We start from the raw sequence: 22,837 nt of genomic DNA, 5'->3' as shown, positions 1-22,837 counted from the left end.
CAGCTCAGCCTGCCCTGGCGGGCGCAGGCGCCGAGCGCGCGGCGGCCCACGCCATCACCTCGGGCAGCGGCGCGGGCCGCGCGAGGTGATAGCCCTGCACCAACCCACACCCCAGGTTGCGCAGCACGTCGAGCTCGGCCTGCGTCTCCACGCCCTCGGCCACCACCTGCACGCCCAGCGAGTGGCCGAGCTGCACGATGGCATCCACCAGCACCTCGTTGCTCGGCGAGGACGACAGATCGAGGATGAAGCTGCGGTCGATCTTCACCTGCCGCACATATTCGCTGCGCAGCGAGGCCAGCGACGAGTAACCCACCCCGAAGTCGTCGACCACGATCGCCACGCCCGCGGCCGAGAGCGCGTTCAGCCGGCCGCGCGTGGCGTGGGTGTCGAGCGCCACCTCTTCCGTGATCTCGATCTGCAGCCGCCGCGGCGCGATGCCGCGCAGCTTCAGCATGCCGAGCACGATGTCGTCCACCGCCAGCTGTGCCATTTCGCGCGGCGAGACGTTGACGGCCACCGGCACGGCCGCGAGGCTCGAGCCGGCGGCCTCCATCTGGCGCATGCCCCGGCAGACCTCGTCGACCAGGTGCCGCAGCAGCGGCTCGGCCACACCGGTGCTCGCGGCCGCGTAGATCACGTCCTCCGGGGCGATGTGGCCGTGGCGGGGGTGGTTCCAGCGCATCAGCGCCTCCAGGCTGTGGACCTCGCTGCCGTCGCTGCTCATGATCGGCTGGTACCACACGCCGATGCCGCGCGATTCGATGGCCTGCAGCAGGTCGCGCTCCACGTCGCGGCGCGTGGCCAGGCGCTGGTTGAGCGCGCTGTCGAAGACCTGGTAGCGGTTGCGTCCGGTGCGCTTGGCCTCATGCAGGGCTTCGTCGGCGAAGCTGATCATGTCGGCCACCTCGGCTTCGCCCGAGAGCGAAATGCCGATGCTCACGCCCAGGTGGCCGCCGTAGTGCGCCGTGGCGAAGGAAATGGAGCGGATCAGCGCCTGCGCGATCTCGGGCGGCGCCTGGCGTTCATTGCGCAGGCAGTAGAGCAAGGCGAACTCGTCACCGCCCCAACGGCCGAGCACGGCCTGCATCTCGGCAGTTTCGCGCTGCAGCCAGTGGGCCACGTCCTGCAGGACGCGGTCGCCAACCTTGTGGCCGAAGGCATCGTTCACCGCCTTGAAGCCGTCGAGGTCCAGCAGCAGCACGGCGTGCTGACGGCCGTCGTGCGCTGCGAGGTGCAGGGTGGCCGCGTCGGTGAAGCCTTCGCGGTTGAGCAGGCCGGTGAGCGAATCGTGCGAAGCGCGGAAGGCCAGTTGCTGCGTCGCGTCGAGCGACTGCGCGTGCGCCTTGCGCAGCTGCACCGCCATGGCGGTGGCCTCGTTGCGGATGCGGCTGCTTGCGCGGAAATTCCTGTCGCTGTGCACCGCGCCACGCACGAGCGCCGCCAGGTACAGCAGCACCATCGCCGCCAGGCTCAGGTTGTCGAAGCCGCCCGCATAGGCCAGGCAGCCGGCCACCGACAGCAGCGCCGGCACGATGAAGCTGATAGGCACGAATGCATAAGCGATGCCGTAGGTGACGGCCCCTGCGCAGATGCCGCACACCACCGTCAGGTAGAACACCGCCTGCGGCGAGGAGTACCCGTCGCACAACAGCGGGATGAGCGCCCAAACGCAGCCCGACACCGCCGCCATGGCCGCCGCGACCCGCAGATGCCATTCGACGGAGTGAGCGTCCGGCGAGGTCGCGATGCCGGCTTCGGGCACGATGCCCGGCCACGGCGCGAAAGGCCAGCGGCAGATGTAGCTGCGCACCCCGTTCACCATGAGCGACAGCAGCAGCCAGCACATCCCTTCGAACGCGCGGCCCGCGTTGAGGGCGACCAGCGCCGCGACGCAGCTCAGCACCACGTTGATGGGAATCGCGGCGAGCACGCTGCGGCGCACCGCCACCATCTGGTCGGTGCGCACCATGCGGGACAGCACCTCATCGTCGACGGACGCGAAGAGCTGTGGGGAAGGCGCGCGGGGAATCATGAAAGCGCACAGTTTATAGAGCGCAGGACGTATCGGCGCCCAAGTGGTGCGTGGTGACAACGAACTTTCGTTTAACTTTCATCGGGACGTCATCGCCTCCTCCCAAACTCGCGGCTTTCCCGGAGACGCGCACCTCAGGTACGCGTCGCTTCTTTTTCGGCCTGCCATGTCCAATCTTCCTACTGCCCTCCCCATCCCCTGCCTCCCGCGCGTTCTTCCGCGCGTCCTTCCGTTGCGCCGCACCCTGTTCTCCACGCTCGCCATCGGCACCCTCATGCTCGCCGGCTGCGGTGGAGGAGGCGGCTCCAGCACCCCGGCCCTCTTCCCCACCAGCGCCGGCACGCCCACCGCGGTCGCGCCCGCACCGGCGCCGGCCGCGGCGCCCCCGGCGGCACCCGCCCCGGCCGGCCGCTGGACCGTCGGCGACCTGCACGTCCACACGATGCAGTCGGACGACACCCAGCAGGTCAACACGCTCGACCAGGTGCTGGCCAAGGCCTTCGACCAGTTCGGGCTCGACTGGGCCGCGATTTCGGACCACCTGCGCCTGTTCTCCTACGACAACGACGGGAACAAGCTGACCTCGGCGATCCCGTTCTCGGAAGGCATGGCCAAGTACCAGGTGCCGCGCATCAAGGCGCTGCAGGCCAGCGGCAAGTACGCCGACAAGACCATCTTCGCGGCCTTCGAATGGGACATGCCCTCGCACGACCACGGCAACGTGGGCATCCTGACCGACAACCCGATGTCGGACGCCGCGCTCAAGGCCGTGAGCCAGTTCGAGTACCTCTTCACCAACCGCGATCCGGCGCTCTTCCCGGCCGCCGACGTGGCCGCCTGGGGCCCCAAGGCCGGCACCGGCTACAACACGCACGCCGAGACCATGGGGGCGATCGCCTGGCTCAAGAAGAACTACCCCGACACCAGCTACCTGCAGGTCAACCACCCGTCGCGCAACCCCGGCAAGTACACGATCGCGCAGCTGCGCGAGATGAACGACCTGGCGCCGAACATCGTCTTCTCGCTCGAAGGCATGGTCGGCAACCAGATGGAGCCGAACCGCGGCGGCTACGAGAGTGCCTACACCGACGCCAACCTGCCTTCGCGCACCTACGGCGGCGTGGACTACCTCGTCGCCAAGCTCGGCGGCACCTGGGACGCGCTGCTCTCCGAAGGCCGCCGCATCTGGAACGTGGCCGACTCCGACTACCACTTCACCATCTCGAAGGGCCTGTACAGCAGCGGCTACGCGCCCGGCGAGTACGCCAAGAACCATCTGTTCGGCGACATCAAGGACCCGAAGTCGCTGCTCGCGGCCATGCGCTCGGGCAAGCTCTTCGCGGTGAACGGCGGCCTGATCGACGCGCTCGACTTCAAGGTGCAGGGCACCAAGGGCACGGGCGAGATGGGTTCGGAGCTGGGCGCCAAGTCGGGCGAAGACCTGAAGATCACCATCCGCTTCAAGAGCCCCGAGCGCAACAACTTCGAGTACCAGCTCGGCAGCGGCATCTTCGCCAACGTGAAGCCGGTGGTCGACCACATCGACCTGATCGCGGGCGACGTGACCGGCCCCGAGCTGCCGGGCACGCCGGGCTACTCGCGCGACACCAACCCGTCGACGCGCGTGCTCAAGCGCTTCACGCGCGCCGACTGGAAGCTCGACGCCGACGGCTACTTCGCCGTGAGCTACACGGTGAAGGCCGGCAACAACCAGTACTTCCGCCTGCGCGGCACCAACCTGGGTACCGACGTGCCCAACGAAACGGCCGGCGGCGAGCCGCTGTTCGACGCGCAGACCACGGGCACCGACAACGTGGCCCGCTTCAACGCGATCAACGCGCGCAACTACAGCGACCTCTGGTTCTATTCGAACCCGGTGTTCGTGAAGGTCGCCGCGCAGTAGCCGGGCGGCCGAACGCCGCGCGCCCCGGCTCAATCGCCGGGCATGCGCGGCGGGTTCAGTTCGACGCGCCGGGCGGCCTTGGTGCGCATGCGGATGTTGAGCATTTCCACGATCAGCGAGAACGCCATCGCGAAGTACACATAGCCCTTGGGCACGTGATGGTCGAAGCCCTCGGCCACGAGCACCACGCCCACGACCACCAGGAAGGACAGCGCCAGCATCTTGATGGTCGGATGGGCCGAGACGAAGCGGCCGATCGGGCCGGCGAACAGCATCATCAGCAGCACCGAGGCAATGACCGCGGCGATCATCACGCGCACGTCGTCCACCATGCCGACGGCGGTGATGATGGAGTCGAGCGAGAACACCAGGTCAATGATCATGATCTGGAGGATCACCGAGGCGAAGGTCGCCTTGACGGCGCTCTGCTTGTGCTCATGCTCGCCTTCGAGCGACTGGTGGACCTCGCTCGTGCTCTTCCAGATCAGGAACAGCCCGCCCAGGATGAGGATCAGGTCGCGCCCCGAGATCTCCTGGTTGAACACGGTGAACAGCGGCGCCACCAGGCCGACGATCCAGGCGAGCACCAGCAGCAGCCCGATGCGCATGAACATGGCCATGAAAAGGCCGATGCGCCGCGCGAACTCCCGCTGGGCCAGGGGCAGCTTGTCGACCAGGATCGAGATGAAGATGATGTTGTCGATCCCCAGGACCAGCTCCAGGGCGGTCAGGGTGGCGAAGGCGATCCAGACCTGAGGGTCGGTAAGAAGTTCGAGCATGGAACGACGCGGTTGCAGCACGCGCGGCCGGCGGCCGCTGCGGGCGAGCGCATCTTACGGGTCCCCGCGCGCCTGGCGCCAGCGTCCCCTCGCCTCATGGGCCATTGCATTGCCGGCGATCCCGGCCCGGGCGCTGGCCGATTGCGTGCAAAAATGAGGTTCTCAATCTCATTTCGATGGCTAGTGGAATGAAGGCAGATCGGCGAGCATCCGTGCCCGGAAGTACCGGACAGCGCATCCGTCTTCCGGCATAGCCCCAAGCAGCAACGATGTGGATCGGTGCGGAAACTCAAACCATCGTTGTCGGCCCTGATGCCGTTTTGCCTCGCGATTCGAACATGCACGAAGAACCCGCCCGCGTCATACCAGGGCGGACGAGCCTTGCAGCTGCGAAGTACCTCTGCGACCCCAGGTTGCGCGGGCACTGACGCATGAGGGCGTCACCCAACGGCGCGCGCGGCGTTCGCGCCGCATGCCTCGGCTTGCTGATTTGCGGCGCACTGGGCGCGGCCCATGCGCAGAACACCGTCAAGGCGGTATCAGGCTACGTGCAGCATGGAACCGCGGTCGTCCAGATCGACCTGGCGCAGCCGCTCGATGAGCTGCCCGGCGGATTCGCCATACAGAACCCACCGCGCATCGCGCTCGACTTTCCCGGGGTTGCCAGCGAAGTCGGCCGCGCGGCCGTCGAAGTGAACCAGGCCAACCTGCGTTCGATCAATGTCGTGCAGGCAGGAGAGCGCAGCCGGGTCGTGCTGAACCTGTGGCAGCCCGCTTCATACAAGACCGAGATACAGGGCAGTTCGCTCAAGGTCACACTGCAGTCCGCCGGCGCTGCCGCCTCCCCGACGCAGGCTCGCACGCCCGCAAGCGCCAAGGCAGCGCCCGCCGGCGGCGAGCCCATCACCCTGAACTTCTTCAACGCAGACATCGAGGCGGTGGCCCGCACCATGGCGGTGGTCACCGGCCGCGACGTGGTGATCGACCCGAGGGTGAAGGGCACGATGAACCTCGTCACCGAACGCGCGATCCCTCCGGCCGCGGCCTTCGACCAGTTCGCCCTTGCGCTGCGGCTGCGGGGCTTCGCCCTGGTGGAAGCCGAGGGGCTCTACAAGGTGGTGCCCGAGGCCAGCGCCAAGCTGCAAAGCGGTAGCGTCAACACCTCGATCGGCGCCATCCCGCCGAACGCCGGCAACCAGGTCGTCACGCAGATATTCAGGCTCAACTACGAGTCGCCGAACAACCTGCTGCCGGTGCTGCGTCCACTGATCGCGCCGAACAACAGCATCAACGTGAACCCGGGCACCAACTCGCTCGTGATCACCGACTACGCGGACAACATGCGCCGGCTCGCGCGCGTCATCGCGTCGCTGGATGTTCCAAACGCATCAGACGTCGAGATCATCCAGCTGCGGTACGCACTCGCCGCCGACATCGTGCCGATGCTGCAGCGGCTGATCGACGGCGGCAGCTCGGGTGCATCGGGCGGGCCGGCCATTTCCGGCATGTCGAGCATGCCAGGGTCACCGGATGCGATGCCTGTAGTGAACGCAGCGGACACATCGTTCCGCACCACCCTGATGGCCGATCCGCGCAGCAACTCGGTGCTCGTGCGGGCGGCCAACCCGGCGCGCATGCAGCTCGTGCGCGCGCTGATCGACAAACTCGACCGCGCGCCGGCGGACACCGGCAACGGCGCCGCCGGCAACATCTACGTGGTCTACCTGAAGAATGCGGATGCGGTGCGGCTCGCCGCTACGCTGCGTGCCGCGATGGCGGCGGGCCAGCAGAACGCGTCCCAGGCTGCAGGCGGCGGCTCGCCCCAGCAAGGACAGCAAGCCTCGCCGGTGGGCCTGAACGGCGGCGGCCAGGGCAGCGCTTCGAGCGCCGCCGACGCGCCCCTGAACAACGCGAACCAGCCGTCCACCGGCGGCCAGATCCAGGCCGATCCGTCGACCAACTCGCTGATCATCACCGCGCCCGAGCCGCAATACAGGCAGATGCGCGCGGTGATCGACAGGCTCGACGGCCGGCGCGCGCAGGTGATGATCGAAGCGCTGATCGTCGAGGTGAACGCCAGCAAGGCCGCGAGCTTCGGCGTGCAGTGGCAGAGCGCGCTGGGCCGCAACGCGGTCATCGGCACCAACTCCAGCCTCAACAGGAACAACATCCTCGCGCTCACCCAGGCACTGGCCACACGCAATGCCGCCGGCGTGGCGGGCCAGATCGCGCCGGGGCTGAACATCGGCGTGGGCGGCAGGATCGGCGGCCAGTACGTGCTGGGCGCCATCGCCAACTTCTTCAGCAGCGACGGCGATGCCAACATCCTCTCCACGCCCAACCTGCTGACGCTGGACAACGAGGAGGCCCGTATCGTCATCGGCCAGAACGTGCCCTTCGTCACGGGACAGTACGCGAGCGCGGCCGGCTCGGCCGGCGTCAATCCGTTCACCACCGTGGAACGCAAGGACGTGGGCCTCACGCTGCGCGTGCGCCCGACCATCAACGAGAACGGCACGGTGAAGCTCACCATCTTCCAGGAGGCCTCGACGGTCGACCAGAACACGGTCAACAACCAGAACGGGCCGACCACCAACAAGCGCTCCATCGAGTCGAACGTGCTGGTGGAAGACGGGGGCCTGGTCATGCTCGGGGGCCTGCTTTCCGACACCTACAACAACACCATCGAGAAGGTACCGCTGGCCGCAGACGTGCCGGTGGTGGGAAACCTGTTCAAGAACGAGAACCGGACGCGCACCAAGAGCAACCTGATGATGTTCCTGCGTCCCGCCGTGATGCGCGATGCGGACGCCATCGAGTCCTTCTCCTATGGCCGCTACGACGAGATCCGCAGCATGCAGCAGCGCACGCAGCCGGACACCGGCAACCTCATGCTGCGCGCGGTGGATGCGGCGCCGCTGCTGCCGGCAACACCGCCGGTACCTGCGCAGGGACGAAACGGCAGCACCCGCATGGAAGGCACCGAACTCATCCCTCCACCGCGCGCCGCCACGGACGATCGCAAGCTCGCGCCGAGCCCGTTGCGCGGTGCGCTGCCGCCAACGGCAGACCCTGTGAGTGCGCGCGAGCTGCCGTAGGACGGACGGCAGGGCTGCTGCTTGCCGATCGTCGGCTCAGGAGCCGGATCTGAGCTCGAGCACGTAGCCCTTGCCTCGCACCGTGTGCAGCAGCTTCACGTCGAAGGGCGCATCGACCTTGTTGCGCAGGCGCAGTATGGCCACGTTGATCGCATTGGTGGCGGGATCGAACTCCGTGCCCCAGACTTCGCGGGCGAGCGTTTCGCGCGACATCACGCGCCCCTGATTGCGAAGCAGCGCAAGCAACAGCACGAACTCCATCCTGGTCAGTCCGAGGTCCTTGCCATCGCGGGAGCACGTCGCATCTCGCTCGTTGATTTCCAGATCATCCAGCCAAAGTATCGGCTGAGGACGTGCAACGCTGTTGCGCGCCAATGCCCTGATGCGCGCCAGCAGCTGGGGCATCGTGAAAGGCTTGACCAGATAGTCGCTCGCGCCAAGTTCCAGCCCCGCCAGGCGCAAGGCGACGCTGTCGCGCTCGGTAAGAACAAGCAGCGGCGCATTCGTCTTTCGCCGGATCGATCGCACGGCACTGAGTCCTGCGGCGCCGAGTTGCATGGAGTTCAGCAGAACCAGTGAATAGTCCCGTGCGAGCGCGGGAGTCTCCATCGCATTGGTGCCGCGTGCCGTATCGATCAGCAGCCCCCGCTGTTGCAACGCTTCATTCATCGAATCGCAAAAGCTGGAGCGATGATCGACGAGCAATATCCGGGTGGCATCGATATCTTCGGCGAGCCCCTTAACTCGACCTTTCGAAGCCCCGATGAATGAACCACCCGATTCGTTCTCGAGCGAAAGTTGGGAATCCAGCAGCCGCACAGTTTCTCCTTCCAAGGCGCCAAGATGGAACTACCGTGCCGTTATATGTTTGCTGCAAATCATTGATCTAATTCATTACTTAGGAAGATGACTGGTCCTTTCATCTTCCTGCTTGTGTAGCGTTCGATTTCTTCCTCGTCGAGGGGATCCAGGCTGAGCGCAGCCTGACACGGATCGACTTGACAGTGGAAATATCGTTACCGCATGAAATTCATTCCGGCGCTGTCATCGGCGGCTCTCGAGAGCCCGTTGGGTCGTTCCCTGTGCCACGTGCACATCACCGGGAATATCGAATGAGAAAAGCATCTTCTCTGCCCGCCTTTCAACTCGCCGGAATTCTGATGGTGAGCCTGATCGCAGGCTGTGTCGTTCAACCACCGGCCACGGCAGTGCGCACCGTGGTTCAGCCCGCACACGTCGCCGTCGCCGCGCCACCGGTCGTGAGCGTGTACGTCGATCCGCCGCTGTATCAGCCTCCTGCCATCGCGGTGGCATGGGCTCCGCCGCCGATGCTCGTGGAAGTGCCACCGCCCTCGCCATTCGTGGGCGCCGTGTGGACCGGCGGCTACTGGACATGGCACGGCAACTGGGTGTGGGCCGCGGGCCGCTGGTCTGCGCCTCCACAGCCGGGCTATGCATGGGTGCAACCCTATTACGAGCATCGCGACAACGTGGTGGTCTTCGTCGCCGGCCATTGGTCGCCGCCGGGCGTTGCATTCGTGCCGCCGCCGTTGGGCCTGAGCCTCGCGGTGTCGATCGCGGCGGCCGGCGTGGTGGCGGGGATCGCTCCGATCGGGCCGCCTGGCGTGTTCGTTCCCGCGCCTCCCGGTTCGCGGCCCGGCCTGATCGTGCCCGCGCCGATCGGTACGCCGCCGGCGGTGGTCGTCAGTGCGCCGCCCGTTACCAACGTCGGCATGCGCGTGCAGAACACCACGATCAACAACGTGACGAACAACACGACCGTCAACAACATCACCAACGTCACGAACATCACCAACAACAACCAGACAGTGAAAGTGGTGGCGCCAGCCAGCGCGACTGCGAATGGACGGCCGTTCGAAGCTGCGATACCGGCAAGCGCCCACCTTGCCGCCGCGCTCCCGCCCGTCGTGCATTCGATGGCGCCCGTTCCGGCGAGCCCGAAGCCGATCGCCGCGCTGCCGGCCGACCGCCAGCCGCCACCCGTGGCACGGCCGGCGGAGGCTGTGCGCCCTACGGCTCCGGGCGCTCCTGCCGCACAGCAGACTGCCGCGGTTCGCCCGCCTTCGCAGCCGCCCTCCGCGCCTCGGGCACGCCCCGAGCCGCTCATGTCCGAAGCGCCCGCCAGGAGGCCCGAGGCAGCGATGGCCTCGCCGACACCCGCGCAGGCTCACGCGGAGATGTCCCAGCAACCGAAGCCGGCCGCCGTGGAGCCGCACCGTATGGCGCGCGGGGAAGATCCTCGAATGGCGCATGAAGGGCGTCCGCCAAGACCCGCGCCGGCTCCTGTACCGAGGCCGCGCCCGCCCGCGCCGCCACATGGGCACCCCGAGCATCCCCCGGCTCCCCATGAACGCGGCGCTCCCCCGCACAAGAAAGAGCACGGCCAGTAAGGTCGTCGCACGCCTCACGCCGCCGCATCGGGCGATACCGGCCGCGTAGCGGTGCACCTCACGGGTGCACCGCTGCGCGGCCGCGCCCCGTTCCGAGGCGCCCGGCCCGGTCCGCACCCGACGCCAACGCAAGACCTCAGGGATTACACCGATATATGAGTTCTCCAATGAGCTTGATTGCGCCCATTTTTTGTATACAAATAACGCATCCGAAAAACCGGCGCGAAATTTGCGTCAAAACAGGTCCTGATCCACCCACTCGCACGAGGAAGAAGACCATGAGCACAGTCGTCAGCCAGGCCCCCGCGGGGGCGAGCGAAGCCGGCATTGCGCCGCACGCGGAATCCAACGCCATCATCAAGCCCGGCTACCACCCGCGCCTGACCAACGAAGACCTCGCTCCGCTGAAGAAGCAGACCTGGGGCCAATACAACATCTTTGCCTTCTGGATGTCCGACGTGCACAGCGTGGGCGGCTACATCACCGCGGGCAGCCTGTTCGCGCTGGGCCTGTCGAGCTGGCAGGTGCTGGTGTCCCTGCTGGTGGGCATCGTGATCGTGCAGATCTTCTGCAACCTCGTGGCCAAGCCCAGCCAGGTGACGGGCGTGCCCTACCCCGTGGTGTGCCGCGCGCCCTTCGGCGTGCTGGGCGCGAACATCCCGGCCATCATCCGCGGACTGATCGCGGTGGCCTGGTACGGCGTACAGACCTATCTCGCCTCGGCGGCCTTCATGGTGCTCGCATTGCACATGGCGCCGGGCCTGGCGCCTTACGCCGAGGTCACCAGGTACGGCTTCGCGGGCCTGTCCGCCCTGGGCTGGGTCGCCTTCATGGTCATGTGGGTCCTGCAGGCCTTCGTGTTCTGGCACGGCATGGACGCCATCCGCAAGTTCATCGACTGGGCCGGTCCCGCCGTGTACGTGGTCATGGCCATCCTGTGCGGCTGGCTGGTGTGGAAGGCCGGCTGGAGCAAGATCGACCTGAACCTGGGCGGCATCAAGTTCCAGGGCTGGGACGCGCTGCCCGTGATGCTCTCGGCCATTGCACTCGTGGTGAGCTACTTCAGCGGCCCGATGCTCAACTTCGGCGACTTCTCGCGCTACGGCAAGAGCTTCGAGGCGGTGAAGAAGGGCAACTTCTGGGGCCTGCCGGTGAACTTCGTGTTCTTCTCGCTGCTGACGGTCATCACCACCGCGGCCACGCTGCCGGTGTTCGGCGAGCTCATCACCGACCCGGTGCACACCGTGGGCAAGATCGACAGCACCACCGCCGTGGTGCTGGGCGCGCTGACCTTCATGATCGCCACCATCGGCATCAACATCGTCGCGAACTTCGTCTCGCCCGCGTTCGACTTTTCCAACGTGGCGCCGCAGCACATCAGCTGGCGCACGGGCGGCATGATCGCTGCGGTGGGCTCGGTGTTCCTCACGCCGTGGAACCTCTACAACAGCCCCGAAGTCATCCACTACACGCTCGACGTCCTCGGCTCTTTCATCGGCCCGCTGTTCGGCATCCTCATTGCCGACTACTACATCGTGCGCAGGCAGCGCATCGACGTGGACGCGCTCTACAGCATGAGCCCCAAGGGCGAGTACTGGTACAGCGGCGGCTACAACCCGAAGGCGATCCAGGCGCTGGTGCCTGCGGCCATCGTGCCCATTCTTTGCGTGATGGTGCCGACGCTGCGCGGCGCCGCCAACTATGCGTGGTTCATCGGCATGGGCCTGGGCTTCATCATCTATGCCGTGCTGAACCGCAGCGACAAGACTTGAATCATCGGTTAGTCAGATAGACAGAAAGAAAGGGACCGCGCCGTGCGCATCAAGATCATCAATCCGAACACCACCTGGAGCATGACCGAGAAGATCGGTGCCTGCGCCCGGGCCGTGGCGCAGGCCGGCACCGAGATCGTCGCAGTGAGCCCGGCCATGGGGCCGGTGTCCATCGAAAGCCACTACGACGAGGCTCTGGCCGTTCCGGGCCTGTTGCAGGAAATCGCGGCGGGCGAGCGCGACGGCATCGACGGCTACGTGATCGCCTGCTTCGGCGACCCCGGCCTGAAGGCCGCGCGCGAGCTGGCGCGCGGTCCCGTGGTGGGCATCGCCGAGGCGGCGATGCACCTGGCCAGCATGATCGGCAGCCGCTTCAGCGTGGTGACCACGCTGGGCCGCACCATCGGGCAGGCCTGGCACCTGGCCGAGATCTACGGCATGGAGCGCTTCTGCGCCAACGTGCGCGCCTGCGAGCTGCCGGTGCTCGAACTGGAGGAGCCCGGCTCGCGTGCCCGCGAGCGCATCGTCGACGAGTGCCGCCGCGCGCTCGACGAAGATGGCACCGACTGCATCGTGCTCGGCTGCGCCGGCATGACCGATCTGTGCGAGCACATCGAGGGCGTGCTGGGCGTGCCGGTGATCGACGGCGTGGCCGCCGGCACCAAGCTCATCGAGTCGCTGGTCGCGCTGAAGCTGCGCACCAGCAAGCGCGGAGAGCTCGCAAAGCCCCTGCCGAAGCCCATCATCGGTGCGCTCGAAAGCTTCACACTCTCGCGCTAGGCCACAATCCGCGCATGCCCCGCGCCAGTTCCAAACCTTCCGCTCCCCCCGCTGCCGCCGTTCCGGACGAGAACGGCTCAGCCGTGACCGACAAGAACAGCTCCATCGAGAGCATCGCCAACGACATCGCCACCGCGATCGTCGAGAAGCGGCTGCCGCCCGGCACCTGGCTGCGCGAGGAAGCGCTGGGCCGCGTGTATTCGGTGAGCCGCACCAAGGTGCGCGCCGCCCTGCTGATGCTGTCGAAGGACAAGCTCATCGAGATGATTCCCGACAAGGGCGCCTTCGTGAGCCAGCCCTCGGTGGAGGAGGCTCGCGAGGTCTTCGCCGTGCGGCGCATCCTCGAGAGCGAGGTGGTGCGCCTCTTCATCGCATGTGCCAAGGCGCGTGACTACCAGGCGCTGGAGCAGCACATCAAGTTCGAGCGCACCGCCCTGCGCCAGACAACCACCATGGGCACCGTGCGCGAGAAACTGCTGGGCGATTTCCACGTGGCGCTGGCCGAAGCCACCGGCAACCGTACGCTGGCCGAGCTGGTGCGCGAACTGGTGGCGCGCAGCTCGCTGATCGCGATGCTGTACCACTCGTCGAACGACCCGCATTGCTCGTCGGACGAGCACGCCGAGTTCCTGCGGCTGTGCCGCAAGGGCGACGTGGAAGCCGCCGTGAAGAGCATGACCGAGCACCTGGAGCGCATCGAGGCCAGCCTCGAGCTCGGCACCGAAAAGCCCGACCGGCAGCTCGACCTGGTCAAGGCCCTGCTGGCCTGACCCGGCATGCGGAAGAACCTCGGCCTCGCGCTGCGACAGATGCGGCTGCTGCGCGGCATCAAGCAGACGCACTTCGCGCAGTTGATGGGCGTGAACCAGGCGACGGTGTCGCGCTGGGAGCGCGGGCAGCTCACGCTCTCGCCGGCACAACAAGCCATGGCGCACAGGCTGCTCGCGGCGGCCTGCGACTCGGCGCAGGACGCGGCACTGAAGCGGCTGGTCGAATCGTCCACGCGCAAGGTGCACCTGGTCTGCGACCGCACGCACCGGCTGCTGGCCGCATCGCCTTCGCGGCAGGCCGAATGGCGCGCCGACGCCAGCGAATTCATGGGCCGCTCGCTGATCGGCTACGCCTCGCAGGAGATCCTCGAAGCCGAGGCCACGCTCGACGCTCTGGGCTGGCACGCGGGCGAGCTGTCGTCGCTCGAGATCGCCACGGGGCCGAACACCGACCGCGTCGTGCCGATCCTTCCCGGACGCGTGCTGTGGGAGCGCATCGCGCTGTCCGACGGGCGCGCGGGGCGCATCGTCACCACCGTCGCCTGACCCCGGCAGTGGCAGGGCGGCCCGTGCACCTGTCATATAAATACGGCATTCTGTAGCCCAAAAAGGCTACTTGCTTGTTTTCTTCCGCGCGAGAGCCGCCGACGAACAACCTCCACAGCATGCCCCGGCCCTCCCCGCCCAGCGCCCCGTCGCATCCTGCGATCGCTCCGTTCTTCCAGCCGATCGTGGACCTGCGCCAGGGAACGATCTTCGGTCACGAGGCCCTGATCCGCAGCGGCGCCGGCATCGCCCTTCCCGGCCCCGAGGCGCTGCTCGCACAGGCGGCCGCCGAATCTCGGCTGACGGGCTTCGAGCTGCACTGCATGGAGGCGGTATTCGCCCACTGGGGTCGGCTCGACAAGCCGGGCCGGCTCTTCGTGAACATGAGCGCCGACACCCTGATCGAAGCCATGGACGCCTCCGGCGGCGCCTGCCGGTTCGAACGCATGACGGCAGACCACGGCATCGCGGCGCGCGACGTGACAGTGGAACTCACCGAGCAATCCGCCGCTGCCGATGCAGCAGCGCTGCAGGATGCGGTCAAGGCGCTGCATGCGCTGGGTGCGCGCGTCGCGCTCGACGACTTCGGCCAGGGCCACTCCAACCTGCAGCGCTGGAAGGACCTGCAGCCCGACTTCGTGAAGCTCGACAAGCTGCTGACCCAGGGCATCTGCGACTCCCCGCAGAGCGTGGCGATGGTGCGTGCCATCGTCGCCCTGGGCACCGCGATGGGCAGCGAACTCATCGCTGAAGGCGTGGAAAACACCAAGGACCTGCGCGTGCTGCGAGACCTCGGCATCGCCCACGGCCAGGGCTTCCTGTTCGGCCCGCCGGCGCCGCGGCTGCTGCCGGCGCTGCCCGAGCCCGTATCGGCCGCCATCACCGACAGCCGCATCGCGGTGATGCCGCACGCATCGCAAACCTCGCAGCCCAATGTGCTGCGCAGCCTGTCGATCATCCAGGCGCCCGCACTCCATCCGCTGACGCCGGTCGACGAGGTCGCGGCCGTCTTCCAGAAGCACCCACAGCTGCATGCGCTGGCCGTGGTCGAGGGCGCGACGCCGGTCGCGCTGATCAACCGGCAGTCGTTCATGAACGACTATGCGCGGCTGTATTTTCGCGAGGTGCATGGCCGGCGTCCCTGCCTGGCCTATGGCAGCAGCACGCCCTTGATCGTGGAGCGCGAGGAGAACGTCGAGAGCCTGCTCGGCATCCTGATGTCGGAAGACCAGCGCTACCTGAGCGAAGGCTTCATCGTGACGGAGCAGAAGCGCTATGCGGGGCTGGGCACGGGCGACCAGCTGGTGCGCGCGGTCACCGAGGCGCGCATCGAGGCGGCGCGGCACGCCAACCCGCTGACCTCGCTGCCGGGCAACATCCCCATCAACATCCACATCGCGCGGCTGCTCGACAGCGGCGCCGACTTCTCGGCCTGCTATGCCGACCTGAACAGCTTCAAGGTGTTCAACGACCATTACGGCTACTGGCGCGGCGACGAGATGATCCTGCTGCTCGCGCGGCTGGCGACGCAGCATGCGGATGCGCATCGCGACTTCGTCGGCCACATCGGCGGCGACGACTTCCTGATGCTGTTCCAGAGCCCCGACTGGCACCGGCGCTGCGCCGGGCTGATCGCCGAGTTCAACCGGCAGGCGCCCGGCCTCTACGACGAAGCCGACCGGCAGTCCGGCGGCATCGAGGGCGAGGACCGGCACGGCGTGGTCCGCTTCACGCCATTCGCCACGCTGGCGATAGGCGCGGTGCGCATTCCGCCGGGCATGTTCCGGCACGCCGAGGACGTGGCGAGCGAAGCGGCCATCGCGAAGCACGACGCCAAGCAGGCAGCCTCCGGGCTCACGGTGCGGGAAGCAAGGCCACGCGCCTGAATCGCGCATAACTTATGCGTGGACGGTCCATGCGGCCGCAGCTAGTCTTGCGGCCATGACCATCCTCATCACCGGCAGCGCAGGCCACCTCGGCGAGGCCCTGATGCGCACGCTGCGCGCAAGCTCGCAGGCGGCGCGCGGCATCGACATCGCTTCCTCCGGGTTCACCGACCGCACCGGCTCCATCGTCGACCGCGCCTTCGTGCGCGGCTGCATGAAGGGCGTGCGCACCGTCATCCACGCTGCCACGCTGCACAAGCCGCATGTGGCAACGCACAGCCTGCAGGAGTTCGTCGACACCAACATCACGGGCACGCTGGTGCTGCTCGAAGAGGCTGTCGCCGCGGGTGTCGAGTCGTTCGTGTTCACGAGCACGACCAGCACCTTCGGCTCCGCGCTCACGCCTGCAGAGGGTATGCCGGCTGCGTGGATCACCGAGGACGTGACGCCCGCTCCGAAGAACATCTACGGCGTGACCAAGACATCGGCCGAGAGCCTGTGCGAGCTGTTTCATCGCAAGCAACAGCTGCCAGTGGTGGTGCTCAAGACTTCGCGCTTCTTCCCCGAGGAAGACGACGATGCCGCGGCGCGCAGCCTGCACTCGCTGGACAATGCGCAGGCCAACGAGCTGCTGCATCGCCGCGCCGACATCGAGGACGTAGTGCAGGCGCATCTTCTTGCGGCCCGGCACGCACCGCGCATCGGCTTCGGCCGCTACATCGTCTCGGCCACCACGCCCTTCGCGCGCGACGACCTGCAAATGCTGCGGGAGAACGCCTCCGCCGTGCTGCATCGCCTGTTTCCCGAGGCGGGGGCGCTCTACGCGAAGCAGGGATGGACGCTGCCCCGGCAGCTCGATCGCGTCTACGTGAACGAACTCGCGCGGCGCGACCTCGGATGGCAGCCGCGTCATGACTTCGCTCATGTGCTGCGCAGCCTGCGCGAAGGCCGCGATTTCCGCAGCCAGCTCGCGCGCGAAGTGGGCAGCAAGGGCTATCACGCCGAGGCTTTCGACAACGGCCCCTACCCCGTCGCATAGCAAGAAACGACCGGGGCAAGGCCCCGGACCGGATACGGGTTTTCCTGAATCCGGATTGTTGCATAAGTTGTATACAGTTTGGCGTACACAAACAGGTGTGCGCATGCCGAGCCGTGTCGCCCGCCTCTCCTCGATCAATCCCTCTCTCGCCGCAGCAGGAGAAACACGATGACGGCCGACAGCACCCCCTCAACAGTCCATCCCGTGGATCAGCGGCTGCCCACCGGCAAGCTCGCCGCCCTCGGCCTTCAGCACGTGCTGGTGATGTATGCGGGCGCCGTCGCGGTGCCGCTGATCGTCGGCCGCGCGCTCAAGCTCAGCCCCGACGAAGTTGCACTGCTGATCTCCGCCGACCTGTTCTGCTGCGGCATCGCCACGCTGATCCAGGCGCTGGGCGCCACGCAGTTCTTCGGCATCAAGCTGCCGGTGATGATGGGCGTGACCTTCGCCTCCGTCGCGCCCATGGTGGCCATCGCCAACGCCAACCCCGGCCAGAACGGCGCGCAGCTGCTGTTCGGCGCCATCATCGGCGCGGGCGTGGTGTCGATACTGATCGCGCCGCTGGTCAGCCGCATGCTCCGCTTCTTCCCGCCGGTGGTCACCGGCACCATCATCGCGGTCATCGGCATAAGCCTGATGCGCGTGGGCATCAACTGGATCTTCGGCAACCCCGTGGGCCCGACCGCGCCCGCGCTGGTCGACCCGGTCTATGCGAAGTGGCTCGCCGAGGTGACCTCGCCCGGCAGTTCCATTCCCGCCGTGCCCAAGGGCTTCGCGATCCTGCCGACGGTGCCCAATCCCAAGTACGCGGACCTCTCGGGCTTCGGCGTGGCCGCGCTGGTGCTGGTGTCGATCCTGCTGATCGTGAAGTACGCCAAGGGTTTCGTCGCCAACATCTCGGTGCTGCTGGGCATCGTGATCGGCGCCGTCGTGGCCTCGCTCACCGGCCTCATGACCTACGAGAAGGTGGGCAAGGCCGCGTGGGTCGACATCGTGCTGCCCTTCCACTTCGGCATGCCGCAGTTCGATCCGATCCTGATCCTCACCATGACGCTGATCATGATCGTCGTGATGATCGAATCGACAGGCATGTTCCTCGCACTCGGCGAAATGACCGAGCGCAAGATCAGCCAGAAGGATCTGGCGCGCGGCCTGCGCACCGACGGCCTGGGCACGCTGATCGGCGGCGTCTTCAACACCTTCCCCTACACCAGCTTCTCGCAGAACGTGGGCCTCGTGGCCGTCACCGGCATCAAGAGCCGTTATGTGTGCGTGGCCGGCGGCATCATCCTGATCGTGCTGGGCCTGCTGCCGAAGATGGCGGCGCTGGTCGAATCGCTGCCCACCGTGGTACTCGGCGGCGCGGGCCTCGTGATGTTCGGCATGGTGGCCGCCACCGGCATCCGCATCCTCTCGGGCGTGGACTTCAGGAACAACCGCCACAACGCGATGATCGTCGCGGTCTCGCTGGGCATCGGCATGATTCCGCTGATCGCGCCCAACTTCAAGCAATGGATGCCGCACGCCATCCACTCGCTGATCGAGTCGGGCATTTTGCTGGCGTCGATCGCGGCGGTGCTGCTGAACCTGTTCCTCAACGGCGCGAAGCACGATGAGAGCGCCGTGATCGCCGCGGCGAAGCAGGCCGAAGCCCACTGATCGCCGGCGGCGCTCAGATCATCGCCAGGGGCGTCTTGCGCTTCGGCGGCGGATGCAGGCGATCCAGTTCGGCCAGGGTCACGCCATCGAGCTTCAATTCGGCAGCGGCCAGGTTTTCCTTCAGGTGGGTGCTGCGAACCGCCTTCGGAATCGCAGCCACACCGGGCCGAGCGATCACGGCAGCCAATGCGAGTTGCGCTGCCGTCACGCCCAGTCGCTCGGCCAGTTCCGCCAGCCCATCGTCCTCGGCCAGTGCGCCCTGGTCGATGGGGCTGTAGGCCATCAAGGGCATGCCGCGCTCGCGCTGCCAAGGCAGCAGGCCGAACTCGGGCCCTCGTTCGCCCAGCGACAGGTAGACCTGGTTGGCCGCACAAGCCGGGCCATCGCCACCGGCTGCCTCCTCCAGTTCCTCCATGTCGTCGATGTCGAAGTTGCTCACGCCCCAGTGCGCGATGCGGCCATCGTCGACCAGCGAATGCATCGCCGCCACCGTCTCGCGCAGCGGATGGTTGCCTCGCCAGTGCAGCAGGTAGAGATCGAGCGCGTCGAGCCCGAGCCGCTTCAGGCTGCGTTCGCAGGCATCTCGCGTGCCGCGCCGGCTGGCGTTGTGCGGATAGACCTTACTGACGATGAAGAGCTCTTCGCGCCGCACATCGTTCGCGCGCAGGGCCTCGGCGATGGCCTGGCCCAGCACGGTCTCGGCGCCGCCCTCGCCGTACATCTCGGCGGTGTCGATCAGGCGATAGCCGAGCACGATGGCTTCGCGCACGGCCTTGACCTCGTCGGCGCGGCGCTTCGCGTCTTCGCCCATGCGCCATGTGCCCAGGCCCAGGACCGGCATCTCGCCGCCGGTGGGGAGTTGAAGTGTTCGCATCGCCCCATCCTAAGAGGGATGCGCCCGCTTGTCAGCCAGCCGACAGCGGCAGCCACACGGTCGCGCGCAGGCCGCGCCCGCCCTCCCCGTCGGACAGCTCGATGCGCCCGCCATGCTTCTCCAGCACCGACCTGACGATGGCCAGCCCCAGTCCGCTGCCCGACTGCGTCTGGTCCGGATTGCGGAAGAAGCGGTCGAACACCCGCTCGCGCAGCGCGGGCGGAATGCCCGGGCCCTGGTCCGTCACGCGCAGCACCGCATCCGATGACTCGCGCCCGACGCGCACCGTGACAGTGCCGCCATCGGGGCTGTACTTGATGGCGTTCTCCACCAGGTTGCTCACCATCGAGATCAGGCTCTCCCTCTCGCCGTGCACCGGCACCGGTTCGGGTACTTCAGAGGCGAACTCCAGCGCGATGCCGCGCGCCCGCGCCAGTGCCTCGACGAGCGGAATGCGGTCGCGCACCAGCGCATCGAAGGCCAGCGTCGCGGGCAAGGCGTCCAGCGGCATCTCGTCGCTTCGCATCAGTTGCCGCAGCTGGCCCACCAGCCGTGCCGCGCGGTCGTTGCTTCGCAGCAGGTTGGCCATGAGCTCGCGTTGCCCGGGGTCGGAGGTCCGGGCCTTCAGCGCCTCGACGTTCACGCGCATCGCATCGAGCGGGGTGCGCAGCTCGTTGGCCGCGTCGGCGATCAGGCCGCGCTCGCGCGATGCCCGGTCGCGCACGCTGCGCAGCAGGCCGTTGATGCCGTTCACCAAGGGCTGCAGTTCCTTGTGCGGCGGCTCGAAGGTCAGCGGCGAAAGATCGGCCGGGCCGCGCTCGGCCGTCTCCTTCGTCACCTGCCGCCACGGCCGCAGCGCAAGCATCACCGAGAGCCAGGCCGGGAAGACGACGAACGGCAGGCTGATGGCCAGCGGCAGCAGGTAGTAGCTGCGGTGTTCGATGGTGAAGTTCAGGCGCAGCACGTCGGGCTCGGCCAGCATCACGCGTGTGTCCAGCAGGGGCGAGGTCATCGCGCGGGCGCGCCAGACGCGATCGCCGGCGCGCACCTGCTCCACCCGCCCGGGCATCTGCGTGTGCATGAGCGGCGCACTCGGCGCGGAGTTGTAGATGAGCCGGCCCTGCTGCCACACCTGCAGCACGGGCGCCCGATCCTGATCGGATTTGAAGTCGCTCGAAGTCTCCTGCAGCGCCATGTCGAAGGCCTTGAGCGTCTGCTGCTGACGCGCGGGATCGAAGGCCAGGTTCTGCGCGCAGGCCATGATGCTTTCGAAGACCTTGTCGTAGCGCACCAGCTCGGGCAGGCGGTTCGAGTCATACAGGAAGAGCGCCAGCGTGGCGCACCACAGCAGCCCCGCCACCGCGATCTGCGCGAACAGCAGGCGCCGCACCAGCGAGGGCTGGAGCCACCGTCGGATGCGGCGTGCGACCGCCTTCGCGGCAACGGACAAGAAATTCATGGGTCTCCTGGCGAGCGGTCTCTGCGGAGCGCCTCGCGAGCGCGCGGAGTATCCGGCAGGGCCGCGCGGGCTGCTTCAGAAAGCCTTCATGTAGGAGGCTCAAGGGCTTTCATGCGAGAGTCATCGGGAGCTTTCGCCTTCTAATTATTCGAATTCGAAGTCAGTTCCGTGACACACGATTTCTTCATTTCTATAGGGAAACGCGTCGACACAGCCTTCTTATTTTGTCAAGGCGAACTGGGTGCGAACCCCCTGCGCAGGCCCGTTTCTCGCTTCTAGAATTTTTTCGAAAGCCCGCGTCACGAGCGCCGGTGCCCCCGAACGAAACGAACTTTGAACAGGTTGAGTCAATGCAGAAAAAGCACAGGATTGCAGTCATTCCCGGAGACGGCATCGGCGTCGAGGTCATGCCCGAAGGGCTGCGCGTTCTCGACGCGGTCGGTCGCCGCTTCGGCATCGATTTCTCCTACGACCATTTCGACTGGGGTTCCGACCACTACGTGCGCACCGGCCTGATGATGCCGGCCGACTGGGCCGACAAGATCCAGGGCCACGACGCCATCTACTTCGGCGCCGTGGGCGCGCCCGACAAGGTGCCCGACCACATCGCCGTGTGGGGCCTGCTCATCAAGATCCGCCGCGACTTCGACCAGTACGTCAACCTGCGTCCGGTGCGCCTGATGCCCGGCGTGCCCGGCCCGCTGGCGCACCGCAAGCCCGGCGACATCGACTTCCTGGTGGTGCGCGAGAACACCGAGGGCGAATACACCTCCGTGGGCGGCCGCCTGTTCGAGGGCACGCCGCGCGAGATGGCGATCCAGGAAGCCGTGTTCACCCGCACCGGCGTGGACCGCATCATCGACTACGCGTTCACGCTCGCCAACCGCCGCAAGCGCAAGAGCCTGACGGCCGCAACCAAGTCGAACGGCATCTCCATCACCATGCCCTACTGGGACGAGCGCCTGGCCGAGATCGCCAAGCGCTACCCCGACGTGGCGACGAACAAGTTCCACATCGACATCCTGTGCGCGCACTTCGTGCAGCACCCCGACTGGTTCGACGTGGTCGTGGCCTCCAACCTCTTCGGCGACATCCTGTCCGACCTGGGCCCGGCCTGCACCGGCACCATCGGCATCGCGCCGTCGGCCAACCTCAACCCCGAACGCAAGTTCCCGTCGCTGTTCGAACCGGTGCACGGCTCCGCACCCGACATCGCGGGCAAGGGCATCGCCAACCCGATCGGCCAGATCTGGTCGGCCGCGCTGATGCTCGACCACCTCGGCGGCGACGATCCCGTCTATGCACAGGCTTCGGCCGCCGTGCTCTCCGCCATCGAGACCGTGCTCAGCGAAGGCCCCCGCACCCGCGACATGGGCGGCACCGCGAACACCGTGGACGTGGGCCGCGCCATCGCCGAATGCATCTCGGCAGCATGACGCCCTGCCTCCCCAGTAGCGACCTGAGAGGCTGAGATGGGCCTGTTCCTGCTGAAGCGCACGCTGACGCTGATCGGCACCCTGATCGGCGCCTCGGTCATCGTCTTCCTCGTGCTCGAGATCCTGCCCGGCAACGCCGCGCAGATGCTCATGGGCCCCGACGCCTCCCCCGAGGCCGTGGCCGCCCTGGCCACCAAGCTCGGCCTCGACCAGCCCGCGTGGACGCGCTACTGGCACTGGATCGGCGGCCTGCTCACCGGCAACCTCGGCGACAGCTACGCCTACAGCTCGCCCGTGCTCGACCTCATCCTCGAACGCCTCGCGCTCACCGTGCCCCTGGCCGTGCTCGCCATGGCGCTCACCGTCGTGATCGCCCTGCTCGTGGGCGTG

Annotated in this window: 17 protein-coding genes; 12 read left to right on the top strand and 5 right to left on the bottom strand. The window is 67.1% G+C overall.

What is annotated here, in order from left to right; translation table 11 throughout:
• Positions 1-4: 4 nt before the first annotated feature.
• On the bottom strand, positions 5-2,035 hold the full coding sequence (locus EJP67_RS24330) for a putative bifunctional diguanylate cyclase/phosphodiesterase (RefSeq protein WP_126024293.1): 2,031 nt from the start codon (positions 2,033-2,035) through the stop codon (positions 5-7).
• A gap of 274 nt (positions 2,036-2,309) precedes the next feature.
• Between EJP67_RS24330 and EJP67_RS24325 the strand changes: the two genes are divergently transcribed.
• On the top strand, positions 2,310-3,938 hold the full coding sequence (locus EJP67_RS24325) for a CehA/McbA family metallohydrolase domain-containing protein (protein ID WP_240650782.1): 1,629 nt from the start codon (positions 2,310-2,312) through the stop codon (positions 3,936-3,938).
• Between the two features lie 29 nt (positions 3,939-3,967).
• Here the strand turns inward: EJP67_RS24325 and EJP67_RS24320 are convergent, their stop codons facing one another.
• Complete coding sequence (locus EJP67_RS24320; protein ID WP_126024292.1) at positions 3,968-4,717, bottom strand: TerC family protein; 750 nt, start codon at positions 4,715-4,717, stop codon at positions 3,968-3,970.
• 431 nt (positions 4,718-5,148) lie between these two features.
• Here EJP67_RS24320 and gspD point away from each other — a divergent pair, with 431 nt between their 5' ends.
• Positions 5,149-7,815, top strand: coding sequence for a type II secretion system secretin GspD (gene gspD / locus EJP67_RS24315; protein ID WP_126024291.1), 2,667 nt, complete (start codon positions 5,149-5,151; stop codon positions 7,813-7,815).
• Between the two features lie 36 nt (positions 7,816-7,851).
• Here gspD and EJP67_RS24310 read toward each other — a convergent pair whose 3' ends face one another.
• Positions 7,852-8,634 (bottom strand): winged helix-turn-helix domain-containing protein, encoded by a 783-nt coding sequence (locus tag EJP67_RS24310; protein WP_126024290.1) that lies wholly within the window; start codon positions 8,632-8,634, stop codon positions 7,852-7,854.
• 344 nt (positions 8,635-8,978) lie between these two features.
• On the opposite strand from EJP67_RS24310, the gene EJP67_RS24305 reads away from it, so the two are divergent.
• The 8 genes from EJP67_RS24305 (at position 8,979) to EJP67_RS24270 (ending at position 18,678) form a co-directional block, all read left to right on the top strand.
• The gene (locus EJP67_RS24305; protein WP_126024289.1) at positions 8,979-10,226 is read left to right on the top strand and encodes a hypothetical protein; all 1,248 of its coding nucleotides are present in this window, start codon (positions 8,979-8,981) and stop codon (positions 10,224-10,226) included.
• Between the two features lie 278 nt (positions 10,227-10,504).
• Positions 10,505-11,998 carry an NCS1 family nucleobase:cation symporter-1 gene (locus tag EJP67_RS24300; protein WP_126024288.1) on the top strand — a complete coding sequence of 498 codons (1,494 nt, stop codon included), beginning with the start codon at positions 10,505-10,507 and terminating at the stop codon, positions 11,996-11,998.
• Between the two features lie 42 nt (positions 11,999-12,040).
• On the top strand, positions 12,041-12,778 hold the full coding sequence (locus EJP67_RS24295) for an aspartate/glutamate racemase family protein (RefSeq protein WP_126024287.1): 738 nt from the start codon (positions 12,041-12,043) through the stop codon (positions 12,776-12,778).
• A gap of 14 nt (positions 12,779-12,792) precedes the next feature.
• A complete protein-coding gene (locus EJP67_RS24290) occupies positions 12,793-13,548 on the top strand; it encodes a GntR family transcriptional regulator (RefSeq protein WP_126024286.1) in 756 nt (251 codons plus the stop codon).
• 6 nt (positions 13,549-13,554) lie between these two features.
• A complete protein-coding gene (locus EJP67_RS24285) occupies positions 13,555-14,094 on the top strand; it encodes a helix-turn-helix transcriptional regulator (protein ID WP_126024285.1) in 540 nt (179 codons plus the stop codon).
• A 119-nt stretch (positions 14,095-14,213) separates the two neighbouring features.
• Complete coding sequence (locus EJP67_RS24280) at positions 14,214-15,980, top strand: EAL domain-containing protein (RefSeq protein WP_126024284.1); 1,767 nt, start codon at positions 14,214-14,216, stop codon at positions 15,978-15,980.
• 55 nt (positions 15,981-16,035) lie between these two features.
• The gene (locus tag EJP67_RS24275) at positions 16,036-17,019 is read left to right on the top strand and encodes an NAD-dependent epimerase/dehydratase family protein (protein WP_126024283.1); all 984 of its coding nucleotides are present in this window, start codon (positions 16,036-16,038) and stop codon (positions 17,017-17,019) included.
• A gap of 168 nt (positions 17,020-17,187) precedes the next feature.
• Complete coding sequence (locus tag EJP67_RS24270; RefSeq protein ID WP_126024282.1) at positions 17,188-18,678, top strand: nucleobase:cation symporter-2 family protein; 1,491 nt, start codon at positions 17,188-17,190, stop codon at positions 18,676-18,678.
• Positions 18,679-18,691: 13 nt separating this feature from the next.
• Here the strand turns inward: EJP67_RS24270 and EJP67_RS24265 are convergent, their stop codons facing one another.
• Positions 18,692-19,552, bottom strand: a complete 861-nt coding sequence (locus EJP67_RS24265) for an aldo/keto reductase (protein ID WP_126024281.1) — start codon at positions 19,550-19,552, stop codon at positions 18,692-18,694.
• A gap of 31 nt (positions 19,553-19,583) precedes the next feature.
• Positions 19,584-21,011, bottom strand: a complete 1,428-nt coding sequence (locus EJP67_RS24260; protein WP_126024280.1) for a sensor histidine kinase — start codon at positions 21,009-21,011, stop codon at positions 19,584-19,586.
• 350 nt (positions 21,012-21,361) lie between these two features.
• On the opposite strand from EJP67_RS24260, the gene EJP67_RS24255 reads away from it, so the two are divergent.
• Both EJP67_RS24255 and EJP67_RS24250 read left to right on the top strand, forming a co-directional pair.
• A complete protein-coding gene (locus EJP67_RS24255) occupies positions 21,362-22,447 on the top strand; it encodes a tartrate dehydrogenase (RefSeq protein ID WP_126024279.1) in 1,086 nt (361 codons plus the stop codon).
• Between the two features lie 36 nt (positions 22,448-22,483).
• A partial coding sequence (locus tag EJP67_RS24250) for an ABC transporter permease family protein (protein WP_133373063.1) occupies positions 22,484-22,837 on the top strand: 354 nt, incomplete at its 3' end.

Source organism: Variovorax guangxiensis (genome assembly GCF_003952165.1).
Lineage (GTDB): Bacteria > Pseudomonadota > Gammaproteobacteria > Burkholderiales > Burkholderiaceae_C > Variovorax > Variovorax guangxiensis.
The sequence above is the reverse complement of the archived record's forward strand: the minus strand, read 5'-3'. Positions and strand labels throughout refer to the sequence as shown.

What these genes read in the sequence shown, in the direction of transcription:
- EJP67_RS24320 (WP_126024292.1), bottom strand. Translation starts at nt 4,717, where the DNA reads ATGCTCGAACTTCTTACCGACCCTCAGGTCTGGATCGCCTTCGCCACC.
- EJP67_RS24290 (WP_126024286.1), top strand. Translation starts at nt 12,793, where the DNA reads ATGCCCCGCGCCAGTTCCAAACCTTCCGCTCCCCCCGCTGCCGCCGTT.
- gspD (WP_126024291.1), top strand. Translation starts at nt 5,149, where the DNA reads ATGAGGGCGTCACCCAACGGCGCGCGCGGCGTTCGCGCCGCATGCCTC.
- EJP67_RS24275 (WP_126024283.1), top strand. Translation starts at nt 16,036, where the DNA reads ATGACCATCCTCATCACCGGCAGCGCAGGCCACCTCGGCGAGGCCCTG.
- EJP67_RS24270 (WP_126024282.1), top strand. Translation starts at nt 17,188, where the DNA reads ATGACGGCCGACAGCACCCCCTCAACAGTCCATCCCGTGGATCAGCGG.
- EJP67_RS24265 (WP_126024281.1), bottom strand. Translation starts at nt 19,552, where the DNA reads ATGCGAACACTTCAACTCCCCACCGGCGGCGAGATGCCGGTCCTGGGC.
- EJP67_RS24255 (WP_126024279.1), top strand. Translation starts at nt 21,362, where the DNA reads ATGCAGAAAAAGCACAGGATTGCAGTCATTCCCGGAGACGGCATCGGC.
- EJP67_RS24285 (WP_126024285.1), top strand. Translation starts at nt 13,555, where the DNA reads ATGCGGAAGAACCTCGGCCTCGCGCTGCGACAGATGCGGCTGCTGCGC.
- EJP67_RS24330 (WP_126024293.1), bottom strand. Translation starts at nt 2,035, where the DNA reads ATGATTCCCCGCGCGCCTTCCCCACAGCTCTTCGCGTCCGTCGACGAT.
- EJP67_RS24260 (WP_126024280.1), bottom strand. Translation starts at nt 21,011, where the DNA reads ATGAATTTCTTGTCCGTTGCCGCGAAGGCGGTCGCACGCCGCATCCGA.
- EJP67_RS24325 (WP_240650782.1), top strand. Translation starts at nt 2,310, where the DNA reads ATGCTCGCCGGCTGCGGTGGAGGAGGCGGCTCCAGCACCCCGGCCCTC.
- EJP67_RS24280 (WP_126024284.1), top strand. Translation starts at nt 14,214, where the DNA reads ATGCCCCGGCCCTCCCCGCCCAGCGCCCCGTCGCATCCTGCGATCGCT.
- EJP67_RS24300 (WP_126024288.1), top strand. Translation starts at nt 10,505, where the DNA reads ATGAGCACAGTCGTCAGCCAGGCCCCCGCGGGGGCGAGCGAAGCCGGC.